22 protein-coding genes are annotated in these 21,028 nt (G+C 65.7%); 11 read left to right on the forward strand and 11 right to left on the reverse strand.

Annotation, left to right across the window (positions count from 1 at the left end; all coding sequences use genetic code 11):
* Nucleotides 1-19: 19 nt before the first annotated feature.
* The 4 genes from AC5RT4_RS07625 to ssd are packed head-to-tail and all read right to left on the reverse strand — an operon-like array spanning nt 20 to nt 3,820.
* On the reverse strand, nt 20-640 hold the full coding sequence (locus AC5RT4_RS07625) for a type II secretion system F family protein (protein ID WP_494041451.1): 621 nt from the start codon (nt 638-640) through the stop codon (nt 20-22).
* Nucleotides 637-1,497 (reverse strand): hypothetical protein, encoded by an 861-nt coding sequence (locus AC5RT4_RS07630; protein ID WP_494041450.1) that lies wholly within the window; start codon nt 1,495-1,497, stop codon nt 637-639. Before AC5RT4_RS07630 ends, AC5RT4_RS07625 begins: the two co-directional genes overlap by 4 nt.
* Nucleotides 1,494-2,759, reverse strand: coding sequence for a TadA family conjugal transfer-associated ATPase (locus tag AC5RT4_RS07635; protein ID WP_494105367.1), 1,266 nt, complete (start codon nt 2,757-2,759; stop codon nt 1,494-1,496). The genes AC5RT4_RS07630 and AC5RT4_RS07635 overlap by 4 nt, the downstream gene beginning before the upstream one ends.
* Nucleotides 2,756-3,820, reverse strand: a complete 1,065-nt coding sequence (ssd, locus tag AC5RT4_RS07640) for a septum site-determining protein Ssd (RefSeq protein ID WP_494105384.1) — start codon at nt 3,818-3,820, stop codon at nt 2,756-2,758. The genes AC5RT4_RS07635 and ssd overlap by 4 nt, the downstream gene beginning before the upstream one ends.
* Before the next feature lie 271 nt (nt 3,821-4,091).
* On the opposite strand from ssd, the gene AC5RT4_RS07645 reads away from it, so the two are divergent.
* On the forward strand, nt 4,092-5,810 hold the full coding sequence (locus AC5RT4_RS07645) for a bifunctional 3'-5' exonuclease/DNA polymerase (RefSeq protein WP_494105368.1): 1,719 nt from the start codon (nt 4,092-4,094) through the stop codon (nt 5,808-5,810).
* A 173-nt stretch (nt 5,811-5,983) separates the two neighbouring features.
* Complete coding sequence (locus AC5RT4_RS07650) at nt 5,984-6,175, forward strand: YegP family protein (RefSeq protein WP_494041446.1); 192 nt, start codon at nt 5,984-5,986, stop codon at nt 6,173-6,175.
* A 66-nt stretch (nt 6,176-6,241) separates the two neighbouring features.
* Here the strand turns inward: AC5RT4_RS07650 and AC5RT4_RS07655 are convergent, their stop codons facing one another.
* The 3 genes from AC5RT4_RS07655 to AC5RT4_RS07665 all read right to left on the reverse strand — a co-directional run bounded on the left by AC5RT4_RS07655 (nt 6,242) and on the right by AC5RT4_RS07665 (nt 9,099).
* Nucleotides 6,242-6,919: an NUDIX hydrolase gene (locus tag AC5RT4_RS07655; protein ID WP_494105369.1), complete on the reverse strand. Its 678-nt coding sequence runs from the start codon at nt 6,917-6,919 to the stop codon at nt 6,242-6,244.
* Entirely contained in the window at nt 6,916-7,710 is a 795-nt protein-coding gene (gene nth, locus AC5RT4_RS07660) for an endonuclease III (RefSeq protein ID WP_494105385.1), read from the reverse strand. The genes AC5RT4_RS07655 and nth overlap by 4 nt, the downstream gene beginning before the upstream one ends.
* Nucleotides 7,711-7,776: 66 nt before the next feature.
* Nucleotides 7,777-9,099, reverse strand: a complete 1,323-nt coding sequence (locus tag AC5RT4_RS07665; protein WP_494105370.1) for a reticulon family protein — start codon at nt 9,097-9,099, stop codon at nt 7,777-7,779.
* A gap of 245 nt (nt 9,100-9,344) precedes the next feature.
* Between AC5RT4_RS07665 and AC5RT4_RS07670 the strand changes: the two genes are divergently transcribed.
* The 4 genes from AC5RT4_RS07670 to aroQ all read left to right on the forward strand — a co-directional run bounded on the left by AC5RT4_RS07670 (nt 9,345) and on the right by aroQ (nt 12,966).
* Nucleotides 9,345-9,497, forward strand: a complete 153-nt coding sequence (locus AC5RT4_RS07670; RefSeq protein ID WP_494041443.1) for a hypothetical protein — start codon at nt 9,345-9,347, stop codon at nt 9,495-9,497.
* A gap of 10 nt (nt 9,498-9,507) precedes the next feature.
* Nucleotides 9,508-11,517, forward strand: coding sequence for an acetate--CoA ligase (gene acs, locus AC5RT4_RS07675; protein ID WP_494105386.1), 2,010 nt, complete (start codon nt 9,508-9,510; stop codon nt 11,515-11,517).
* 95 nt (nt 11,518-11,612) lie between these two features.
* Entirely contained in the window at nt 11,613-12,401 is a 789-nt protein-coding gene (locus tag AC5RT4_RS07680; RefSeq protein WP_494041442.1) for a DeoR/GlpR family DNA-binding transcription regulator, read from the forward strand.
* A gap of 106 nt (nt 12,402-12,507) precedes the next feature.
* Nucleotides 12,508-12,966: a type II 3-dehydroquinate dehydratase gene (gene aroQ / locus AC5RT4_RS07685; RefSeq protein WP_494041441.1), complete on the forward strand. Its 459-nt coding sequence runs from the start codon at nt 12,508-12,510 to the stop codon at nt 12,964-12,966.
* 4 nt (nt 12,967-12,970) lie between these two features.
* Here the strand turns inward: aroQ and AC5RT4_RS07690 are convergent, their stop codons facing one another.
* A complete protein-coding gene (locus AC5RT4_RS07690; RefSeq protein ID WP_494041440.1) occupies nt 12,971-14,155 on the reverse strand; it encodes a MarP family serine protease in 1,185 nt (394 codons plus the stop codon).
* A gap of 184 nt (nt 14,156-14,339) precedes the next feature.
* On the opposite strand from AC5RT4_RS07690, the gene AC5RT4_RS07695 reads away from it, so the two are divergent.
* From AC5RT4_RS07695 to AC5RT4_RS07710, 4 genes are all read left to right on the forward strand, one after another.
* A complete protein-coding gene (locus AC5RT4_RS07695) occupies nt 14,340-15,017 on the forward strand; it encodes a Crp/Fnr family transcriptional regulator (RefSeq protein ID WP_009359192.1) in 678 nt (225 codons plus the stop codon).
* Nucleotides 15,018-15,541: 524 nt separating this feature from the next.
* Nucleotides 15,542-15,868 (forward strand): transposase, encoded by a 327-nt coding sequence (locus tag AC5RT4_RS07700; RefSeq protein WP_494041439.1) that lies wholly within the window; start codon nt 15,542-15,544, stop codon nt 15,866-15,868.
* A 50-nt stretch (nt 15,869-15,918) separates the two neighbouring features.
* Nucleotides 15,919-16,719 carry an IS3 family transposase gene (locus AC5RT4_RS07705; RefSeq protein ID WP_494105387.1) on the forward strand — a complete coding sequence of 267 codons (801 nt, stop codon included), beginning with the start codon at nt 15,919-15,921 and terminating at the stop codon, nt 16,717-16,719.
* Nucleotides 16,720-16,871: 152 nt separating this feature from the next.
* Complete coding sequence (locus AC5RT4_RS07710) at nt 16,872-17,054, forward strand: hypothetical protein (RefSeq protein WP_494041438.1); 183 nt, start codon at nt 16,872-16,874, stop codon at nt 17,052-17,054.
* Here the strand turns inward: AC5RT4_RS07710 and AC5RT4_RS07715 are convergent.
* From AC5RT4_RS07715 to sp36, 3 genes are read right to left on the reverse strand one after another with little or no spacing between them, the layout of a single operon-like run.
* Entirely contained in the window at nt 17,051-17,962 is a 912-nt protein-coding gene (locus AC5RT4_RS07715) for an NUDIX hydrolase (RefSeq protein WP_494041437.1), read from the reverse strand. The two genes, AC5RT4_RS07710 and AC5RT4_RS07715, sit on opposite strands and share 4 nt — an antisense overlap.
* Nucleotides 17,963-17,977: 15 nt before the next feature.
* On the reverse strand, nt 17,978-18,511 hold the full coding sequence (locus AC5RT4_RS07720) for a RidA family protein (RefSeq protein WP_494041436.1): 534 nt from the start codon (nt 18,509-18,511) through the stop codon (nt 17,978-17,980).
* 1 nt (nt 18,512) lies between these two features.
* A complete protein-coding gene (gene sp36, locus AC5RT4_RS07725) occupies nt 18,513-18,668 on the reverse strand; it encodes a Sp36 family protein (protein WP_003797879.1) in 156 nt (51 codons plus the stop codon).
* A gap of 37 nt (nt 18,669-18,705) precedes the next feature.
* On the opposite strand from sp36, the gene AC5RT4_RS07730 reads away from it, so the two are divergent.
* The gene (locus AC5RT4_RS07730) at nt 18,706-21,024 is read left to right on the forward strand and encodes a transglycosylase domain-containing protein (protein WP_494105371.1); all 2,319 of its coding nucleotides are present in this window, start codon (nt 18,706-18,708) and stop codon (nt 21,022-21,024) included.
* The last annotated feature ends 4 nt before the right edge of the window (nt 21,025-21,028 follow it).

Here is a 21,028-nt window from a genome sequence, read left to right on the forward strand (position 1 = left end):
GCCCGAAGGCCTCGCGGTATTACTGACCGGACGGCACCAGGGCGAGCAGAACGGGTACAACGCCCAGGCAGATGAAGGCCGGCAGCGAACACAGCCCCAGCGGGACCACCAGCTTCACGCCCAGCGAGGCCGCCCGCTTCTCCGCGGCACGAAACCTTTCCCGGCGGAGCCTCGCGGCCTGGGCGTACAGAATTGCGGACGACGGGGCCCCGGTCAGTGCCGCAAACCCCAATGCATCCCGCAGCTCCAGAATCTCGGGAAGCCGGACAGCCGAGCTGCGCCAGGCAGTCTCCCAGTCGGCACCGATCGCGAGCGCCGAAACAACCGGCCGGAGGGAGTCGCTGTAGTGTGCGGAAGCAGAGGCCGTCACCAGTTCGAGTGAGCGCCCTATGCCAGAGCCTGCATCCAGCATCGCCGCCACCAGTTCGAGCATCATGGCGGTGTCCTTCAGGCCATCGGGACCGGCCCGGTTCCGGGTCCGCCCGTCCGCCTCCCGTGAACCGGTGTCCCGGCCAGAGGCCCCCCGCGGCTCCAGGTTGAGCAGCCGCTTCCGTGCCCTGCCTCCGTGGGGACTCAGGAGACCAGCCACAGCGGCCAGGGTAAGAAAAAGCGCGGCTGCCAGAACAAGAGGACCCGTCACGGCAATCCCCCGCCGGCCGCAGCGGCAACCAGCCTGGCGGACCACACCCTACCCGCAACGGTCAGCGCCACGCCGGCCGCGAGCGCTGCGAGCCCCAGCGGAGTGCCCAGCAATATCGCCAGCGGGTCCACGCCGAGGGCGATTCCAAGGCCCAGTCCCATGAGCGGAAGCCAGGTCAACAAAGTGACCGTGGCCTTGGGCCCGGCCAAGGCGGTTTGCCGGGCAGCATCGGCGTCGTCCTCGACCTCAAGCTGCGCCGCGAACCTGGTGAGCACGTCGGCCAGGGGACAACCGCTTGCTTCTGCGATGTCGAAACACGCTGCCAGTTCCGACCAGATGCGGAACTCCCTGTTGGGCCGCGGGAAGACTGCCGGCAAAGAGCGGCGGATGGCCTCCGATACCGGGGTCCCCGCCCCGGCAGCTGCCCGGGCTGCTGCCAGCATTACAACCGACCCGGTGGTTAAGCCGCGGGCGGGCACCCCTGCCGCTTGTACCGCCCCCGGCGCCGGCACCTGGTCTTGCCCCGAGCCAGGTCCGAGCCTGGCCGGGCCGTGCGATCCGGGCCGTGCAGCGCCATAGACAAACCACAGCTCGTCCCAAAGCCGGGCGGGGGTGCGCCCTCCCTTGAGCAGTGCAGCCAATTGCTGAACCACGACCGTCATGGGTACCCCGGCAGCGGATGTTGCCGCTTTCCCGACTCCAGCCCTGACCTGCCGGATCCGCCCCGGCCAGCCAACATCAGGCGCTGTATGCGCAGGACCACCAGTTGCGCGGCGAAACCTCGATGCCGCGCCCTGCGGCGGGCAAAGAACCAATACCACCGCCAGCACCAGGACGCCGGCAAGAACAACTGTCACAGCTGCTCCCCCGGATCGAGTCCAAGCCGGGATGCGAGGGCCGGCCATCCCTGGCCGGGAACGGAAACCGCTGCATGGATTTCCAGCGCCGGTAGGACACGCAGGCCGCCGGGGCCGTCGTCAATCAGGCCAATGCAGGACACTTGCCTGCCCCGGCTGGTCCTCTCGACATGAATCACCACATCAAGGGCACTGGCTGCCTGAAGACGCACCCCGTCCGGGCTCAACCCTGCCAGCGCACCAAGCGCTGTCAGGCGGGCCGGAACCGCGGTGGCAGTGTTCGCATGGATGGTTCCGCCCCCGCCGCTGTGGCCGGTGTTCATCGCAGTCAGCAGTTCCCGCACCTCGGCCCCCCGGCATTCCCCGACCACCAGCCGGTCCGGCCTCATGCGCAGGGCCTGCCGGACAAGCTCACCCAAGCCCACCTCCCCGCCGCCCTCAAGATTCCCGTGGCGGGACTCAAGGGAAACCACGTGAGGATGGACGGGGTTCAGCTCGGAGGCATCTTCTATGAGGACCAGCCTCTCCTCCCGGGCACAAAGCCCCAGCAAGGTGGACAGCAGGGTGGTCTTGCCGGATCCCGTGGCGCCACTGATCAGGAAACTGAGCCGATGCTCCAGTACTTTCTCCAGGACTTCCTTGACGAACGGCCCGAACAGTCCCGCGGCCTGCAGTTCCTCCATGGTGAACACCCGCTCCCGGCGGATCCTGACGCTGAGCAGGGTGCCCGCAGTGGACACCGGCGGCAGGACGGCGTGGACGCGGTAACCTCCCGGCAACCGCACGTCCACGCAGGGCGAGCCGTCATCCAGGCGCCTCCCTCCCGCAGCGACCAGCCTGCAGGCAAGCGCCCGCAGCTGGGCCTCGTCTGTGAAAACCACAGAGACACGTTCAATGCCACGGCCACGATCCACCCAAACGGATTCCGGTGCGTTGACGAAAATATCGGTCACTGCCGGATCCCGCGTGAGCTGCTGCAGGGGCCCCAACCCGTTTAGCTCGGCGCTGATCCGCTCCACCGCCGCGAGTGAACCGGCCGTGCCCAGCAGCTTGCCAGTGGCCTGTACCGCCGCTGCCACCCGCGAAGGAGTCACCACCCCGGCGTCCGCCATCATGGACTCCCGGACCGATTCCAGCAATCCGGAATCAACCGGAAGGCGCCCCTCCCGCCGCAGATCACGGCGTTGGGCCTCCATGTTCCGGGCCCGCCGCCGCAGTCCGTCCGCGGCTCCCGCTCCATGCGGGGACGGCTGCTGCTTCATCCGAGTTCCTCTGCCGCCAAGTCGTCCCCGAGGGCATCGAGCACCGATGCAGCAAAACGCCGGACGCACCGCCGCCTGCCCAGGTCCAGGAGCCGGCCGGATTCCATTGCCGCACTGACACCACGGAGCTCCGGCACCCGTCCCTGCACGGGAAGCCCGATGGCCTCGGAAAGAAGTGATCCGTCCAGCGCCGCACCAGGCCTGCCACGGACCAAAAGTGTGGACTCAATCGGCGGAAACTCCTGCATCAGACGCACCGCTGCGACGGCGGCCTTCAGCTGGGCGGGAACCACCATCATGATGCGGTCGCAGTCCCAGGCATAGGCCTGCAGCGGCCCCGTTCCCCTGCCGATGTCGACAACAACCAGCTCGTAGCCGCGGCGTGCGGCGTCAAGGACTCCGGCGGTGGTGGCGGCCGCCACGGGAGGGGGCTGTTCCCGGCTGGCCGGCCAGGACAGGAACGAGAACCCTCCGGCAACCGGAAGCGAATCCGACAGCTGGCCGGGATCGATGCTGCCGCGGGCTTCAGAAAGATCAGGCCAGCGCAGCCCGGGGCTCTCTTCCGCTGCAATAGCCAGTTCCAGTCCGCCGCCCCACGGGTCGCCGTCAACCAGCAGTACGCGCGCTCCCATCCCGGCGGCCGCCTGGGCCACCCAAACGGCGGCAGTGGTGGCTCCGGCGCCGCCGCACCCGCCGGTTACCCCGAGGACCATGCCGCCGGGACCGGGCGACCGGGACCGGCTCAGGTGATCGGCGAGCCATGCTGCGGCATCCGGCAGTACCGCCACCCGCTCCGCTCCCAGTGCTGCCGCCAGGTGCCATAAGCTGTCCCCTTCACCGTCCAGGCCCACCAGGACGGCTGGTGCGCGCCGGCGTGGCGGGAGCTCCCGGATGTCGCTGCCCACCAGAACTGCCGCAGCCCCGTCCCAGTACCTGCCACCCTCGAGGGCATCGGCCACCACACGAAGGTGGGCACCGGCCGCGGCGACGATACGCTCCACTTCGGCCCGCAACAAGGCCGACGAGGTAACCAGCAGTACCTCTTCCGCGCCGTCCGGCAGCCAGGCCGCGCCGCTCCCTCCTTGACTCCCGGGCCGGGCCGGACCAGTCTGCGGGAGCTCAACAGGAAGCCGCCGGGACGGGGGCCCGGACCGGCCGGGATCAGAATCGGATGGGGTCAGCTGGTGCCTGCTCATGGAACCACTGTCCCCGGACGGGCGGCCGGCGGATAAGGAAGGCAAGCCGTATGTGCACAACCCGGTTTAGACAGCAGCCTTGTGCAGGAAGAGTCATCAGGACCTCACCACTCCAAAGACAAGGCAGAATTGGAGCATGTATCTCCTGCTGGCCGCCCACCCCCAGGGCGCGGTCCTGCAGGAACTCACCCAAACGGGCCACCCCCATCCATCCAACCCTGAACCCCGCCCCGTTCCCGCACGGGAACTTCCCGCCGTCGTCAAGGACCTGGAACGCCGGCCGCAGGGCGGGCAGCATCCCCGCTGGATCTGGCACCGGACACAGGACTGGTACCCGGCGCTGCTGGCGGCCGGGGCGGAACTGGACCGCTGCCACGACCTGAGCCTGTGCGGCAACATCCTGGCGCACTCACAGTTCACCGCCCACACCGAATACGCGGCAAACGCGGACCAGGTCACCCTCGACGATCCGCAACAACCGCCCCGGGCCCTGCAGCCGCCTCCGCCGCCACCGGAACAGGACGCCCTTTTCGAAAATCCTGACACCGACGCCGGACCCCGGCATACCCTCGGGGACCTCCGGGAAGAATACGCCGCCCAGCAGGCCGCCCTCGCTTCCGTCAGCGGCGAGGAGAACCAGCGAAACCGGCTTCAGCTTCTCCTGGCCGCCGAATCTGCCAGCGCCATGATTGCCGCTGAGATGCAGCACGCCGGAGTGCCCTGGCGGGAGGACCTCCATGAGCAAATCCTGGCCGGTTACCTCGGCCCCCGTCCGCCCATGGGCCATCGCCCGGCAAAGCTCGAGGCCCTGAACCTTGAACTGCGCAACCTGTTGAACGCGCCAACCCTGAACCCCGATTCCCCGCAGGACCTGATGCGCGCCCTGCACCGGAACGGGATTGAGGTGAAAAGCACCCGGCAATGGGAGCTGAAGGAATCCACGCACCCCGCCATCGCCCCGCTGCTGGCCTACAAAAAGCTTTCGCGGCTGCACGCGGCCAACGGCTGGGCATGGCTGGATGCCTGGGTGTCCGGCGGCCGGTTCCGCCCCGAGTACGTGGTGGGCGGCGTGGTTTCAGGCCGCTGGGCGTCCAGGGGCGGCGGCGCCCTGCAGATACCGCGCCAGATCCGCGGCGCCGTCCACGCCGACCCCGGCTGCAAGCTCATCGTCGCGGACGCATCACAGCTTGAGCCCCGTGTCCTGGTGGCGCTGGCCAAGGACTCAACCATGGCCGAGGCCGCGAGGAACCAGGACCTCTACGCGGGCATCGCCGCCAAAGGGTTCGGCGGCGATCGGGCAAAAGCGAAGATGGCGCTGCTGGGGGCAATGTACGGAGCCACTTCCGGTGAAGCCGGACGCCTCATGCCCCAGCTCGCCAGGATCTATCCCCGCGCCGTTGATTTTGTGGAACAGGCCGCCCGCGCCGGTGAATCCGGCGGAACCGTCACCACCAGGCTGGGCCGCAGCAGCCCGCCGCCGTCGGAACGGTGGTTCCAGAGCCAGCGGTCGTCGTCGGCGGAGGAGCAGCAGCGGGCGGATTCGCTTGCCCGTTCCAGGGGGCGCTTCACGCGGAACTTCGTGGTACAGGGCTCCGCGGCGGACTGGGCTGCGTGCTGGCTCGCGGAATTACGACGCCGGTTGCGCACCGTCGGCGGGGAAGGTCCGGTCAGGCCGGAGCTGGTCTTCTTCCTCCACGACGAAGTGATGGTTCACGCGCCTGAGCACCTGGTGGGTGCGTGTATCAAGGCAATCGAGGACGCCGCCAGCGCGGCCAAGAACCTCCTGTTCGGACCTGTTCCCGTGGAATTTCCAATCAGTGTGGCGGTAGTGGATTCCTACGACCACGCAAAGTAGGACCACGCCCGGAATACGCAGAACCAGGCCCCGCCGAGCAGCATGTCGAGGGAAGTAATCTACCCGGCAGTAGCTCGCGGGGGCGCGGTGACGCGGGTTACAGTCTCTTGGTGACTGAAACAGATCGGTCCGAAGGTTGATGCAACGAAGCACACCAAGGGGAGGTCCGGCTTATGGCGGGCAGGTTTGAAATTCATCGGGTAGGGGACGAGTCGTACCGGCTTCGGCTGACGGACGGGGAAGGCAACATCGTTGCCGTTTCACCAAACTTCAAGTCCCTCAACACAGTGTTGGAGGGCATCAACGCCATGCGCGAAAATGCGGCCACCGGAGTAGTAGTGGATCTGCGCAAACAGCAGGCCTGACACCGGCCGAGGCGGAAGGACGCAAGGCGATACCGGCAACCGGACGGATCCCCCGGTCCGTGAACGTCACACACCCATTGGATGGACCCGGCTTCTGTCCCACGGCACGGCCCAGCCCAACTGTTCAAAGAGGCCGTTCAAAACAATTCCGGTAAACCCCCACACCACCACACCGTTGACGGTGAAAGCGGGGCTGTCGAAAGTACGCCCGGCCCGGTGGACGGTGGCCATAACCCTGTTGTCCGGATCCACCAGGTCCCGCACGGGCACCCGGAACACCTGGGCGGACTCGGCGTAGTCCACCACATGGACAGGCGAGGGCGACCGCCACCACCCCAGCACCGGGGTGACAAGGAAGTTGCTGTGGGCGAGGCCGAGCTCCTGCAGGGTTCCAAGGACTTCAACACCGTCCGAGTCGAGGCCAGTTTCCTCTTCCGCCTCGCGCAAGGCTGCCTGAACCGGCGTTTCCAGGGCGTCAATGCTGCCGCCCGGAAACGCCACCTGTCCGGGATGGGACCCCAGGGTGTGGGCCCGCTCCAGGAGCAGGACGTCAAGGTCTGCCGGTGCCAGCGGTTTCCCGGAAACGGCCGGAACGTCATCCAGGGCACCAAAAAGCATCAGGACCGCAGCCCTGCGTGCCAGTTGCGGATCAACGGTGAGCGCGGCCCAGAGGGGGTCAGGGGAGTCAGCAGAACCGGCGGCCGCCCTGCGGGCCAGGGCGATCAGGTCGTCACGGGCGCTCAAGGTGCCCTCTTTTGGGATTCCATCCTGATTTCGGCGGCCCTGTCCGTTTCGGCCAGCAGTTGTGACAACAGGGCTTCGTTGCCGGGCGCGAGTTCGTATTTGAGCAGGTTGGCCGCCTTGGCGGGATCCGTTTCGCCCAGGCCGTAGCTGGGGCACCAGTTCGCCACGGGGCAGGCGCCGCAGGCAGGTTTCCGGGAATGGCACACCCGGCGCCCGTGGAATACCACCCGGTGCGACAGCATGGTCCAGTCCCGCTTGTCGAAAAGCTCGGCGACGTCGTACTCGATCTGGACCGGGTCCTCGGACCGGGTCCAGCCAAACCGGCGGGCAAGGCGGCCAAAGTGGGTGTCCACCGTGATGCCGGGGATCCCGAAGGCGTTGCCCAGCACCACGTTGGCCGTCTTCCGCCCCACGCCCGGTAACGTCACCAGATCCTCCAGCCGCCCGGGCACCACGCCGTTGTACTCGTCCACCACACGGGTGCACAACGCCAGGAGGTTCCGTGTCTTGGCCCGAAAAAAGCCCGTGGGCTTGATGATCTCTTCGATCGTCGCCGGGTCCGCTTCCGCCATGGACCTTGCGTCCGGAAACCGGGCAAACAGCAGCGGAGTGATCTGGTTGACGGTGACGTCGGTGGTCTGTGCCGACAGGACAGTAGCCACCAACAGCTCGAACGGATTGCGGAAATCGAGCTCCGCGTGCGCGTAGGGGTACTTCTCGGCCAACGCCCTGTTGATGCGCCTTGCCCGCCGCTTCAGGCCAAGCATCGACTCCCCGGAGACTGCGGGCATGCCGCCAGCGGGGCCGGCGGGTGCTGCCGCTCCGCCGGCCTTTGGACCCCGGGGCGAGGCCATGTGTTAGCCGCGCTCGATATTGCTGAGATCGCGCAGCACGCCCAGCCGCCCGTCGGTGTGCTGGACCAGGAACTCTTGCCCGCGATCTTCGAGCGCAAGCACCCAGCCACCGGGCTCGATAACAAAAGCGGGGGCTCCGGTGCGTGGGTCGAAGGCGGTACGGTGCTGCGCCACAGCAAACCAGAATGCCTCGTGGATGGGCTGTTCCTCCACTTGCTCCGGCCGGCTCGAGGGGTCCACCGTCGCCCCGATAGGCTCTTCGACGCGGACCTGCTGGTGCACCGCAGTGGCAGCGGGCGGCTCCCACGTGCCTTGAGCCGCGGCCGCAACCGAGGCCCCGCCGTCGTGGTTTGCGGCAGGCTGGTGGGCAGCAGGCCGGTGGGCTGCAGCGGCACCTGCAGCAGGGATGTCTCCCAGCTGTGTCTCTTCGGCCGCCGGGGCAGCAGAGGGACGGACGACGTCGGCAGCCTGGGTTGCCGGCCCCGGGTCGCCTGCGGAGGCGAGGCTGGAGGCTCCGCTGGAAACCGGAGCGGTGCCCGTAGCCTGGGTGCCGACTCCGGCGGTGGGAACCGCTGCTGTTGCGGGCGCATGGTGTGAAGTGCCGCTCTGCACTGCGGAAGAACCGGCGCCGGCACCGGTGAACAGCCCTCCGCCTGAGGTCGCGTTGGCGGACGTGGCCACAGCCTTGCCGGAGTCTGCTTTGCCGGAGTCAGTCTTGGGCGGTTTGGGCGCCCGCGGCTTCTGTGCAGGGACGGCAGCTTCGCGGGCCACCACATGGGCCGGGGCGTCGGCACGGTCCTGGAAGTCCGGGGAGATATACGGAAGGAACCGGCCCAGGACCGTTACAGCGAAAAGCACCACGGCGCCGATCAGGCCCACCAGAAGGCTGGGAACGTAGGCTCCGGCCACGGACAGGAAGAAGAAGGCAACGGCGAAGGACGCAACCACCGAGGCGAACTGGTCAATGGACAGCGAACCGATCCGGATCCTTGTGCCCGGCGCCAGCCGCCGCGCGGCGAAGAGTGCGCTCACGGCCAACGGCAGGACGATGCCCAGGCCCAGGAAGAAGAGGTTGTTCAGGTTCCACAGGTTGTACCGTCCGCCGAAGATGGGGAGCAGGGAAGCGACGAACAGGATGACGGTGGCGGCGAACACGGCCAGGTCGCGGACGGTGAACGGACCCAGCACCGTCTGGTGGGCCTTCGCGCCGCCCTTGACCACGGTTGAAGCCTGCCGGCCGGCGCCCGAAGCCGGACCGGCGCCGGTGGCGCTGGAGCCTGCCTCTGTGTCGGGGCCAGATTTCTGGCCGAAACTCTGCTGGTTCATTCTGTTCTCCTTAGCGTGGCGGCACCGGGGCTCGTAACCCCGAAACCGTGCCGTCGTACAGCGGTTCCTGCCCGTCCCGGGCTCTTGCCTGGCGTGGAAAGGACGGTCCGCAGTGAAGTCACAATTCCATCTCAGCCTAGTCAACAGCCTGACTGATCACTAGCTGGGCGCGGCGCCGGACGGCTGCCTGAGGCCGGGCGCGCGTACCATTCATCGCTTAATAAATGCCGTTCGCGGGCTTAGCTGTGACACTGCACACATCGCTCGCCGGGCAAGCACTAGTCTTGATTCCGGAACAGCTCTTTGCGGAACTCCCTGACCAGCAGGTGCCCGGCGTCGTGCAGGCGGCAGAACCCGGCCCGACGGCGGATCTCCGCGCAGCAAAGATCGATGAATGATGAGGTTCACATGTCCCAGGACACTTCTAGCTCCACGGCCACCGATTCAGCAGGTACAGGGAAGAACAGCCAGCAGGGCGACGCCTTTGAAAACCTGCTTCACGAGACCCGCGCATTCCCGCCAAGTCCTGAATTTGCGGCCAACGCTGTTGTCAGCGCCGGCGAATACCAGGAGGCCGACGCCGATCGTCCCGCGTTCTGGGCCAAGCAGGCCCGGGAGCTTTTGACCTGGAGCAAGGACTTTGACCAGGCGCTTGACTGGTCCAACCCGCCCTTCGCGAAGTGGTTCGTGGGTGGCGAGGTCAACGCCGCCTACAACGCGCTGGACCGGCACGTGGAGAACGGGCGCGGCGACCGGGTAGCCATCCACTTCGAGGGCGAGCCAGGCGATACCCGCACCTACACCTACGCGCAGTTGACCGAAGAGGTGAAGAAAGCAGCCAATGCCTTCGAGTCCCTCGGCGTCGTTAAGGGTGACCGCGTAGCTGTCTACCTGCCCATGATCCCCGAAGCCGTCATCACGCTGCTGGCCTGCGCCCGGATCGGGGCGGTGCACTCGGTGGTGTTCGGGGGCTTTTCTGCCGACGCGCTGCGGTCCAGGATCGAGGACGCCGAGGCCAAGCTCGTGGTCACCGCTGACGGCACCTACCGCCGCGGCAAGCCCAGCGCACTGAAGACCGCCGTCGACGACGCCCTCGCCAATGACGGCCATACGGTCCAGAACGTGGTGGTGGTCAAGCGCAACGGCCAGGACGTTGACTGGCATGAGGGCCGGGACCACTGGTGGGCGGACACCGTCGAGGCCGCCTCCACCGAGCACACCGCCGTCGGCCACGACTCCGAGCACCCGTTGTTCATCCTCTACACCTCCGGCACCACCGGCAAGCCGAAAGGCATCCTGCACACCACCGGCGGCTACCTCACCCAAACCGCATACACGCACAAGGCAGTGTTCGACCTGCACCCGGACACGGACGTTTACTGGTGCACGGCCGACGTCGGCTGGGTCACCGGCCACTCCTACGTCACCTACGCACCGCTCATCAACGGCGCCACCCAGGTGATGTACGAAGGCACCCCGGACTCCCCGCACCAGGGCCGCTGGTGGGAGATCGTGGAAAAGTACAAGGTCTCCATCCTCTACACCGCGCCCACCGCCATCCGCACCTTCATGAAGTGGGGCCGGGAGATCCCGGACAAGTACGACCTGTCCTCTCTGCGCGTGCTCGGGTCCGTGGGCGAACCCATCAACCCTGAGGCCTGGATGTGGTACCGGAAGGTCATCGGCGGGGACCGGACTCCTATCGTGGACACCTGGTGGCAGACCGAGACCGGCGCGCAGATGATCGCCCCGCTTCCCGGCGTCACCGCAGCCAAGCCGGGTTCCGCGCAGGTCCCGCTGCCCGGCATCGCCGTGGACGTGGTGGATGAGATGGGCGAATCCGTACCGGACGGACACGGCGGCTTCCTGGTGATCCGCGAGCCGTGGCCCGCCATGCTCCGCGGCATCTGGGGCGACCCGGAACGGTTCAAGGACACCTACTGGTCCCGGTTCGAAAACATGTACTTCGCCGGGGACGGCGCCAAAAAAGACGAAGACGGCGACATCTGGCTCCTGGGCCGCGTGGACGACGTCATGAACATCTCCGGCCACCGTCTGTCCACGACCGAAATCGAATCCGCCCTGGTGTCCCATCCTGCCGTGGCCGAAGCCGCGGTCGTGGGCGCCTCTGACGAGACCACCGGACAGGCCGTCGTCGCGTTTGTCATCCTGCGTGGGGACGCCGCCAACAACGGTGACGAAACCGTCCAGGAACTCCGTAACCACGTGGGCAAGGAAATTGGCCCCATCGCCAAACCGAAGAACATCCTCGTGGTTCCGGAACTGCCCAAGACCCGCTCCGGCAAGATCATGCGGCGCCTCCTCAAGGACGTCGCCGAAGGCCGCGACCCGGGCGACGCCACCACCCTCTCCGACCCCACGATCATGCAGCAGATCGCGCAGTCGCTTCGAAAGTAGGAGACGGTGGAGGGGAGGCAGTCAACCTCCCCTCCACCGGGCCGGCCCTAGACTGGGAGCAGACCAGTCCACCCAGCATCGAAGGATCCATCGGAATGCTCGCCGTCGCGCGCCATCAGGCCATCCTGGAGGCTCTGCAGCGTGAGCGTGTTGTGCGGGTCTCCGACCTTGCCCAGCAACTCGGTGTTTCATTGATGACCGTGCGCCGGGACATCGAATTGCTCGAAGAGGGCGGGAAGCTGGAGCGGATCCACGGCGGCGCCAAACTTCCGGGGGACGCCGGCGCGCACGAGCCCGGGTTCGAGCTGAAATCGACGCAGCTGACCGCCGAGAAACGCGCCATCGCCTTGGAAGCAGCCGGCCTGGTCCAGGAAGGCATGGCGGTGGGGCTGAGCGCCGGAACCACCACGTGGGCGCTGGCCAAGGAACTGACCAACGGGCCACGGATCACTGTGGTGACCAACTCGGTGCGCATCGCAGACCTGTTCCATCACAGCCCCTCCGCAGGGTCCAGCGGCGCTGCCTCCACGGTGATCCTCATCGGCGGCGAGCGCACGCCGTCGGACGCCCTGGTGGGGCCCATTGCCACCGGTGCGCTGAAGCAGCTGCACCTGGACCTGCTGTTCCTTGGGGTCCACGGCATGGATGCCACCGCCGGATTTACAACTCCCAACCTGCTCGAAGCCGAAACGGACCGGGCATTCGTGGCAGCCGCCCGCAAAACCGTGGTGCTGGCTGACCACACCAAATGGGGTCTGCTGGGCATCAGCTCCATTGCTTCACTCGAGGAGGTGGACGAAGTCATCAGCGATCCAGGTCTCGGTGCCGAAGCGCAGCGCGTCCTCCAGGAGCGGGTGGGCCGGCTGCGGCTTGCGGAGGTTTAGCCGGAAAGGATCAGGCGCACCCGCAGGATTACCTCGCTGAAGCAGCCCTCGGGTACTGAGACGTAAAAATGCACGGCAACCGGGCCTACCCGATAGATTTGCACGCATGACCGAACCCTCTGCATCAGCCAGCCGCGGAACCATCCTGGTAATTAACGGACCCAACCTGAATCTCCTGGGCACCCGTGAACCGGAAAAGTACGGCACGTCCACCCTGGCTGACGTGGAAGAACTGGCTGCCCGGACCGCAGAGGGGCATGGGTTCGCGGCTGAGTGCGTTCAGTCGAACCATGAGGGCGTCCTGCTGGACACCATTCACGCAGCCCGAGGTTCCGCCGTCGGCATTGTCCTGAACGCCGGCGCCTTCACCCACACGTCCGTTGCCCTCCGTGATGCCCTGGCGGCAGTGCAGCTGCCGGCAGTGGAAGTGCACATCACCAACGTGCACCAGCGCGAGGAGTTCCGGCACCACTCGTTCCTCTCGCCGGTCTGCTCGGCCGTGATCGTGGGCGCGGGCGTGTTCGGCTACAAGCTGGCCATCGACTACCTCGCTGAAGTCCTGTAAGCAGCTACTTTTGGATGCACTGCCCGGAGGAAACGGGCGCACTCAGTGACGGCGCCTGCGCTGCCACCGGGTTCAAGTCGTCCATGGTGATCGCAAAACCCATCTCGGCGTCCGACGTTGCCTTGGCGAAGATGACTCCGGCCACCTGTCCTTCGGTGGTCAGCAGCGGGCCGCCGGAGTTCCCGGGCTGGACGTTTCCGGCCAGCCGGTAAATTTCTTCCGGCGAGGGGTTGGTGCCATAGATATCCGGTACCAGCACCGTGGTGATGTCCTGGACGGTGGCCGGCCGGGACTGGAAGGGGCCGCCATGCGGGTAGCCTGCGAACGCGGCCGGGCTTCCGTTGGGCAGGTCGGCGCTCAGGGGCAGCGGCTGGGCAGGCAGGTCGTCCACCGCCAGCACCGCGAGGTCATGCCGGGTGTCGAAGTAGACCACCCGCCCGGGCATTGCGCCACCGGCGGGCATCTCCACGACGGGCTGTGACACGCCCGCCACCACGTGCGCATTTGTTACTACGCGGTCTTCGGAAACAACGAAGCCTGTCCCTGTCTGGTTCTGGCCGCACTGGTAGGCGGTGCCGGCAATTCTCAGGACGGATTCGGCAGCCCTGTTCAGGGCTGGGGTGTCGGTGCTGGCATCCGGCACAGGCATGGTCGGGCCCTGGTCCAGTCCCTCAATCAGGGTAGGAATACCGTTGCCGATCACTGTTGAACGCAGCTGGGCCATGGTGGCCTTCACCGGATCCGGCGTCAGGCCGTCAATGAATCGGATGACCCGCGATTCTGCCAACTGCTGGGAAACAAAGGGGACACCGAGGGAGCTGACGCTGAAGGCCAGCATGGACATGACCAGTGCGGCGACGGCGACGTTGGCTGCACCGCCCACCAGCCGGTCCACGGCCCGGAGAGGCGGAATTCGGACTGCGCCACGGATCTGCCGGCCCATCATCGTGCCGAGGCCATGCCCCAGAACCACCAGCGCGACGGCGGCGGCAATGATGGCGGTAAGCCTCCACCCGGAGTCCTCCACGAAGCCGCTCACCAGGGGGACCGCGAAGAACGCCGCCACCGCTCCTGCAGCGAATCCGGCGATGCCGCCCACTGTGACAAGGAACCCGTTCCGCAGGCCGTAGATCAGGTAGGACAGCAGCACCAGGATCAGGACCAGGTCCAGGACAGTCAAGCCGACCACTAAGGCTCCTTATAAGCAGTTGTAAGCACATTCTAGTGGCGCAGGCTGGCAATCTTCTGTGGGTTCGCTTCCCCCAGGGCGCCCTCCGCTTGGGCGTTTTGGCTGCCAAGTTCGTCACAGAACCTTGAAAATTCTGAAACAATGGCACAAGCGCCACAGCCGACACTTTTATTCAGGAGATTTTATGGACATCGAGGTACTGCGCCGAGCACCACTTTTCGCCACGCTCGACGACGACGCATTCCGTCTGCTGACGGACGAGCTTACCGAGGTGGACCTTTCCCGCGGTGCTTCGGTTTTCCGCGAGGGTGACCAGGGCGACCAGCTCTACTTCATCGTCTCGGGCAAGGTGAAGCTCGGCCGCACCTCCCCGGACGGCCGGGAATCCCTCCTTGCCATCCTCGGCCCGGGTGAGCTCTTCGGCGAAATGGCCCTTTTTGATCCCAGCCCGCGCACTGCCACCGCCACCGCTGTGTCCGAAACCCGCCTGGCCGGGCTGAAGAACGAAAGCCTGAACAACCTGCTGCGCACCCGCCCGGAGGTCTCCGCCCAGCTCCTGCAGGCCCTGGCCCGCCGGCTGCGCCGCACCAACGACTCCCTGTCCGACCTGGTGTTCTCCGATGTTCCCGGCCGCGTCGCCAAGGCCCTCCTGGACCTGGCTGACCGCTTCGGCAGGCCCGCGACCGATGGCGTCCTGGTCGCGCACGAGCTCACCCAGGAAGAGCTGGCCCAGCTCGTCGGCGCCTCCCGGGAAACCGTGAACAAGGCCCTCGCCGAGTTCGTCCAGCGCGGCTGGCTGCGCCTGGAAGCCCGCGCCGTCGTCATCCTGGACATGCAGCGCCTCCGTCAGCGCTCCCGCTAGTCCTACCGCACAGGGCCGCCCTCCGGGGCGGCCCTTTTGCATGCCCGCGGCCGCCCGAAAGCCGGCACCCGCGGCAGGGTGCACCCCACCCGCTCCTTCAGGGCCAACCCTCTACCACTCAATGCCGCTTTCCAGGCAACGCTCTATCACTCAATGCCGCGTTCTAGGCAACCCTCTATCACTCAATGCGGCTTTCCAGGCAACCCTCTATCCGATCCTGCTTGATGATTTCCGGTAGTGAGAGAGCGTCGCAGGAAAACCTGCCGCAAATGAGAGAGCGTCGCAGGAAAACTTGCCGAAATGAACTGCTCTCCTGAAGTTGGACTGAGAAATTCAGTTTTCGACTTCCGGGGAGCAGTTTCATGCGTGCTAATAGTTCTTTGTCTGAGGTCCAGCGTGAGGCCGCGGTAGCGTGGTTTGAGAAGGGCGTTGGGTACCGGGCTGCGGCTCGTTTGCTTGAGGCGCCTTGTGTGCCGGTCAGGGCACTGTATGGGCGGTGGAGGATTCATGGTCAAGGAGTGCTGGTGAGTAAGCCGGCAAAGTCGTACTCGTTTGAGTTCAAGCTGGCGTTAGTGGAGCGGTTCCTCGCGGGTGAGACCGGCCCGGACCTGGCTGTGGAGGCGGGCTTGTCCTCGCGTCAGGTGCTGCAAAAGTGGGTCCGGGCGTATCGCCGTGATGGTGCGGAGGCATTGCGTCCCAAGGCCAAAGGCAGGCCGGCGAAGTCCGCGGCCCCACCTCCACCGGCCGAGTTATCTGAACTGGAACGGTTGCGCCGGGAGAACGAGCGGCTCCACGCGGAGGTGGCGTACCTGGGAAAACTGCGGGCCTTGAGGGATCAGGGACGACACTGAAGGTCCAGGCCGTCGTTTCCCTCAAGGCTGACTACCCTCTCCCGGTCCTGCTGGAGATCGCGGGCCTGGCCCGCTCAACGTTCTTCTATCACCAGGCCCGTCTCCAGGCCCCGGACCCGAAAGAGAAGCTTCAAGCGGCGGTCACGGAGATCTTCGAAACGAACCATGGCCGGTACGGGCACCGGCGGATCCATACGGAGCTACTCAAGCAAGGGTGGACGGTTGCGAAGAAGACCGTGCTGAAACTGATGCGCTCACTTCAGCTGCTCTGCAAGGTCCGGCGCAGGAAGCGCTACAACTCATACCAGGGCGATCAGGGCAGGATTGCCCCAAACCTACTGAATCGGCAGTTCGAGGCCGATGCCCCGAACCAGAAGTGGGTGACCGACGTGACCGAATTCAGCGTCGGGGACCGGAAGCTCTACCTCTCCCCGGTCATGGACCTCTTCGACCGGCAGATCATCTCCCACGCCATCAGCACGTCCCCGAACCTGGCGCTTACGAACACGTCGCTGAAGGAGGCTCTGGCCTGCCTCGAGCCCGGCCAGCAGCCGCTCGTGCAATCGGACCAAGGCATCCAATACCAGCACCTCACCTGGCGAACCCTCCTCAAGGACGCCGGCGCTGTCCAGTCGATGTCCCGAAAGGGCAACTGCTACGACAACGCGGTGATGGAGAACTTCTTCGGCCACCTCAAGGAAGAACTCTTCCACCGCGTCCGGTTCCTGAGCACCGAGGCCCTGGCAACGGCGCTGAACGAGTACATCCGCTGGTACAACAACGAAAGAATCTCCACAAAGCTCAAGGGCCTGAGCCCGGTGCAATACCGGGCCCAGGCCCTCGCGGCCTAGAATCCCACTTAGCCAGTCCAACCTCAGGGGACCAGTTCAAAATGAGAGAGCGTCGGAGTGGACCTGGAGGGCTGCGACGGCGGACATTAGCTACGGCTACGAGGACCACCGTGGTTCTTGAGCGGTAAAATTGGGCCTAGAGGTGCATGGCGATGTCCGTAGCTATGGCTGTTGTGCTGATCGTGTTGGCCCTGGCGTCAGTTGCCGCGGTGGTCGGCACGGTGGTCCTGGTGGTCAAGGACGGCCGTGGGCAGATCCCGCTCGAACCGTCCATCCAGCCGTGGACCGCCGGAAACCTTCCCAGCCGCCCGTACTCCACGCTCCGCCGGATCTAGCGTTCGCGCTGGGGGTCCCCCGCGACGGTCTTCGCGGCTTCGACTTCGAGCTGCAGCCTTCCGTCTTCTTCCACGAGCCGCGGCTGGTACACGTGGGCCTTGCGTTTGTAGCTGAGATAAGCAATGCAACCGTTGGCCGCAGCCATCTTTTCCAGCATGATTTCGGAACCGGGCACCAGGAGCTCGCCGAGGGTGCGGCCCACGGTGTTTTCCTGTTCCACCTCGTCGCCGAGTTCTGTGGTGTTACGCCCGGCGATGACGCTGGCCGCGTTCACCCATCTGCCCCACACGCCTTTGCCTTCCAGCAGCGTGGGCTGCTGGTTCAGGGGCACAGTGGCGGCAAAGTAGCGGGTGTCGAACCTGCGGTGTGCGAAATCCGGGCTGCGCCAGTTCACGAGGGACTTGAGCAGGTCTGTCCGGACAGAAAGCCCGCGCTTGGCCAGGACCTCCGGAAAGGTCTTTTCCTGCTCGGCGACAGCAAGGCGCGCGCGCATGTACTCCGGCGTGGACGTGGCCTCGACAGTGCTTGCCATGTCGGCACCGGCCAGCAGTAGGCCGGTTTCCTCGAACAGTTCCCGGATGGCGCCCAGCACGTGGCGCCGCGCCAGCCCGACGTCGTCCGTTCCCATTTGCTCAGCCCACTGCTGCGGCGAGGGGCCCAGCCAGCCGACGGGGTCGTCGTCGGCAGCGTCGAGGGACCCGCCGGGGAACGCGAGAACCCCCAGCGGCGAGGAGCCGGGCCGGTAGCCCAGCCATGTTTCCAGGCCGGTGGGGGAATCACGCAGCAGGACAACGGAGGAGGCGAGCCGTGCGGCCCGCGGGGTCCGTTCGCCGTGTTCGAGCCAGCTCTGCGCTGCCCCTTCAAGATCCTGGGGCAGGGCAAACAGTCGTCGGGCGAGCTGAGGCAAAGGAAGCGACCGGTCCTAGCTGAATTCTGCGATCAGTTCGACTTCCACCGGAGAGTCGAGCGGCAGGACTGAAACGCCGACGGCGGAGCGGGCGTGCTGGCCTGCGTCACCGAGGACGCGGCCCAGCAGTTCCGAGGCACCGTTGATGACACCGGGCTGCCCGGTGAAGGAGGGGTCGGAGGAGACGAATCCCACAACCTTGACGATGCGCGTAATCCGGTCCAGGTCCCCGATGACGCTTTTCACAGCCGCCAGCGCGTTCACGGCACAGATTCCGGCGAACCGCTGCGCATCCTCAGGGGAAACGGTGGGTTCGTCCGCAAAGCCTTCGGTACCGACGGAGACCTTGCCGGTGGCTTCGAGCTTGCCGTTGACGAAGGGCAGCTGGCCGGAGGTGTAGACGTGGCTGCCGGAAATAACTGCCGGGACGTAGGAGGCTACCGGTGCGGCAACTTCAGGAAGTGTGATTCCCAGCTCGGCGAGGCGCTGCTCAACGGCCGAAACTGGAGCGGCGGAGGTGCCGGAATGGGCTTCTGCAGAGGCGCTCATGCTACTGCTTCTCCCTCTTCAGGTAGGCAACAAGGCCGTTTCCGTCTGGCCCGGGGACTACCTGGACAAGCTCCCAGCCGTCATCTCCCCACTGGTCCAGAATCTGCTTTGTGGCATGGATGATGAGCGGAATCGTGGCGTACTCCCATTTGGTCATGAGAGAAAGACTAGTCCTTGCCGGTAAAGTGGAAAACATGGCGACTCGTAAGAACCCATTATTCGACACTGCCACCACCCTTGGAAAGATCCTAGTCTTCCTTGGCGTGAGTGCTATTTGCGGTGTCCTGGTAGCTGGCCTGCTGGTCCCCGCGGCAGCGGTTTCAGGCAGCGCAGCCAGCGGTTCGATCGAGTTCTTCGACACCCTCCCGGCGGAGCTGAAGGTTGATCCGCCCAACCAGACCACCCGCATCCTGGCCGCGGACGGCAGCGAGATCGCCAGCGTCTACAAGGAAAACCGCACCAAGGTTGCCTTGGACCAGATCTCGCCCTTCGTTAAAGAGGCTGTCATCGCCGTCGAGGACAGCCGTTTTTATGAGCACGGCGGGGTGGACACCACGGGTATCCTCCGCGCAGTGGTCAGCACCGCACGCGGTAACCGGCAGGGCGCCTCAACCATTACGCAGCAGTACGTAAACAACGTCCTCAACTCCAACCTCGCCGCAGAGGGCCGGGACGAGGACATCAAACTCAATGGCGTGAACAAGGGTGTGGGCGACAAGCTTCGCGAAATGAAGCTCGCCATCGCCCTGGAAAAGGAGTTCAGCAAGGAGCAGATCCTTGAGGGCTACCTGAACATCGTCTTCTTCAACCGTGACGCCTACGGCATCGAAGCCGCGTCCCGCTTTTTCTTCAGCACCACCGCCAAGGACCTTAACCTGCCCCAGGCCGCGCTCCTGGCCGGGCTGGTCAACAGCCCTTCTGCATTCGACCCCATCAACAACCCCGAGAACGCCAAGCAGCGCCGCGACCTGGTGTTGAGCCTGATGCTGAGCCAGGGAAAGATCACCCAGGCCGACCACGACGCCGCTGTCGCCACTCCCGTGGAAACCAAGGTGACCCAGCCCAAGCAGGGCTGCGCGTACGCTTCCACCGCTCCCTACTTCTGTGACTACGTCCTCCACTTGCTGGAGAACAACCCTGCTTACGGCGCAGAACTCGATGAGCGGAAGCGCCTCATCTACGGTGGCGGCCTGACCATTACCACCACACTGGACCCCAACGCACAGGCAGTAGCCCAGGAGCAGGTCAACGCTTCCGCCGGCGCCAACCCGGACAAGTGGGGCGCGGCCATGGTTTCCGTGCAGCCCAACAGCGGCAAAATTGTCTCGATGGCCCAGAACACCACGTTCCTGCCGGCAGAAGGCTCCTTCGATTCGCAGGTGAACTTCAACGTGGACAAGCTGGACAAGGACGGCAACGACCTTAACGGCCTGGGCGGCGCACAGCCTGGCTCCACCATGAAGCCGTTCACGTTCGCGGAGTGGCTCAACGAGGGCAAGTCCATGAACACCGTGGTCAACGCAGCCCAGCGCCGGTACCCGTTGAACTTCCCGTGGCGCAACTCCTGCGGCCAGGTCACCGGTGCCTACAACACCGCGCAGAAAACCCTGGGTGCTGCCGATGACCTGCAGAACGCCGAGCCGCAGTGGTACCGGCCCCTGTCTGTCCTCGAGGGCCTCTACAACTCCATCAACACCGTCACCTTCGCTTCGGCCTCGCAGCTGGACTTCTGCGGCATCCAGAAGATTGTTGACGCAACAGGTCTCCACGGCGGGCTTCCGGCCGACGGTGACCCGAACCCGAAGATCAACATGTCCACGCTGGCCAACCTGCTGGGTTCCACCCAGACCGCGCCGCTGACCATGGCCAGCGCCTTTGCCACCTTTGCGAACGACGGCAAATTCTGCGAGGCCATCGCCATCACATCCGTCACGGACCAGACCGGGAAGCAACTCCCGGCACAGTCCACCAGCTGCCGGGACGCGGTAAAGCCGGAAGTTGCCCGCGGCGTGAACTATGCCCTGCAGGAAGTCCTCAACCGTGGATCCGGTTCGTTGATCCAACCCCGGATCTCCACCCGCACCAATTTCCCGATCGGCGCGAAGACCGGTACGTCCAACAACAACGGATCCACCTGGGTTGTTGGACACACCACCGGTTTGGCCACGGCTGCCTGGTTCGGTGACGCACTGGGTGCCCAGGACCGCTCTGGCCAGAACATCACAGTCAACGGGAAGTTCTACAAGGGCATCGACGGTTACATGATCGCCGGGCCCATGTTCTCCAACTTCATGTCCCGGGTTGCACCTGCGTTCGGTACCGAGCCCTTCCCCGCACCGCCCGGCAACCTCTTGAACGGAGGCGGCGGCGGTACCACTGCGCGGACTCCCGCAACCACTGCCCCGCAGGCCCCCCAGGCGCCTGCTCCGGCGCCGGCCGCCACACAGCCGGTCCCCGCTCCCGCCCCGAGCAACAATGGGAACGGCAACGGAAACGAAAACAATGACGATTAGCCCG

It is taken from the genome of Arthrobacter sp. sptzw42 (assembly GCF_059089685.1).

What these genes read in the sequence shown, in the direction of transcription:
- nth (WP_494105385.1), bottom strand. Translation starts at nt 7,710, where the DNA reads ATGCCCGCAGTCTCCGGGGAGTCGATGCTTGGCCTGAAGCGGCGGGCA.
- AC5RT4_RS07710 (WP_494041438.1), top strand. Translation starts at nt 16,872, where the DNA reads ATGTCCGTAGCTATGGCTGTTGTGCTGATCGTGTTGGCCCTGGCGTCA.
- AC5RT4_RS07650 (WP_494041446.1), top strand. Translation starts at nt 5,984, where the DNA reads ATGGCGGGCAGGTTTGAAATTCATCGGGTAGGGGACGAGTCGTACCGG.
- AC5RT4_RS07695 (WP_009359192.1), top strand. Translation starts at nt 14,340, where the DNA reads ATGGACATCGAGGTACTGCGCCGAGCACCACTTTTCGCCACGCTCGAC.
- aroQ (WP_494041441.1), top strand. Translation starts at nt 12,508, where the DNA reads ATGACCGAACCCTCTGCATCAGCCAGCCGCGGAACCATCCTGGTAATT.
- AC5RT4_RS07665 (WP_494105370.1), bottom strand. Translation starts at nt 9,099, where the DNA reads ATGAACCAGCAGAGTTTCGGCCAGAAATCTGGCCCCGACACAGAGGCA.
- AC5RT4_RS07645 (WP_494105368.1), top strand. Translation starts at nt 4,092, where the DNA reads ATGTATCTCCTGCTGGCCGCCCACCCCCAGGGCGCGGTCCTGCAGGAA.
- AC5RT4_RS07680 (WP_494041442.1), top strand. Translation starts at nt 11,613, where the DNA reads ATGCTCGCCGTCGCGCGCCATCAGGCCATCCTGGAGGCTCTGCAGCGT.
- AC5RT4_RS07720 (WP_494041436.1), bottom strand. Translation starts at nt 18,511, where the DNA reads ATGAGCGCCTCTGCAGAAGCCCATTCCGGCACCTCCGCCGCTCCAGTT.
- AC5RT4_RS07635 (WP_494105367.1), bottom strand. Translation starts at nt 2,759, where the DNA reads ATGAAGCAGCAGCCGTCCCCGCATGGAGCGGGAGCCGCGGACGGACTG.
- AC5RT4_RS07730 (WP_494105371.1), top strand. Translation starts at nt 18,706, where the DNA reads ATGGCGACTCGTAAGAACCCATTATTCGACACTGCCACCACCCTTGGA.
- sp36 (WP_003797879.1), bottom strand. Translation starts at nt 18,668, where the DNA reads ATGACCAAATGGGAGTACGCCACGATTCCGCTCATCATCCATGCCACA.
- acs (WP_494105386.1), top strand. Translation starts at nt 9,508, where the DNA reads ATGTCCCAGGACACTTCTAGCTCCACGGCCACCGATTCAGCAGGTACA.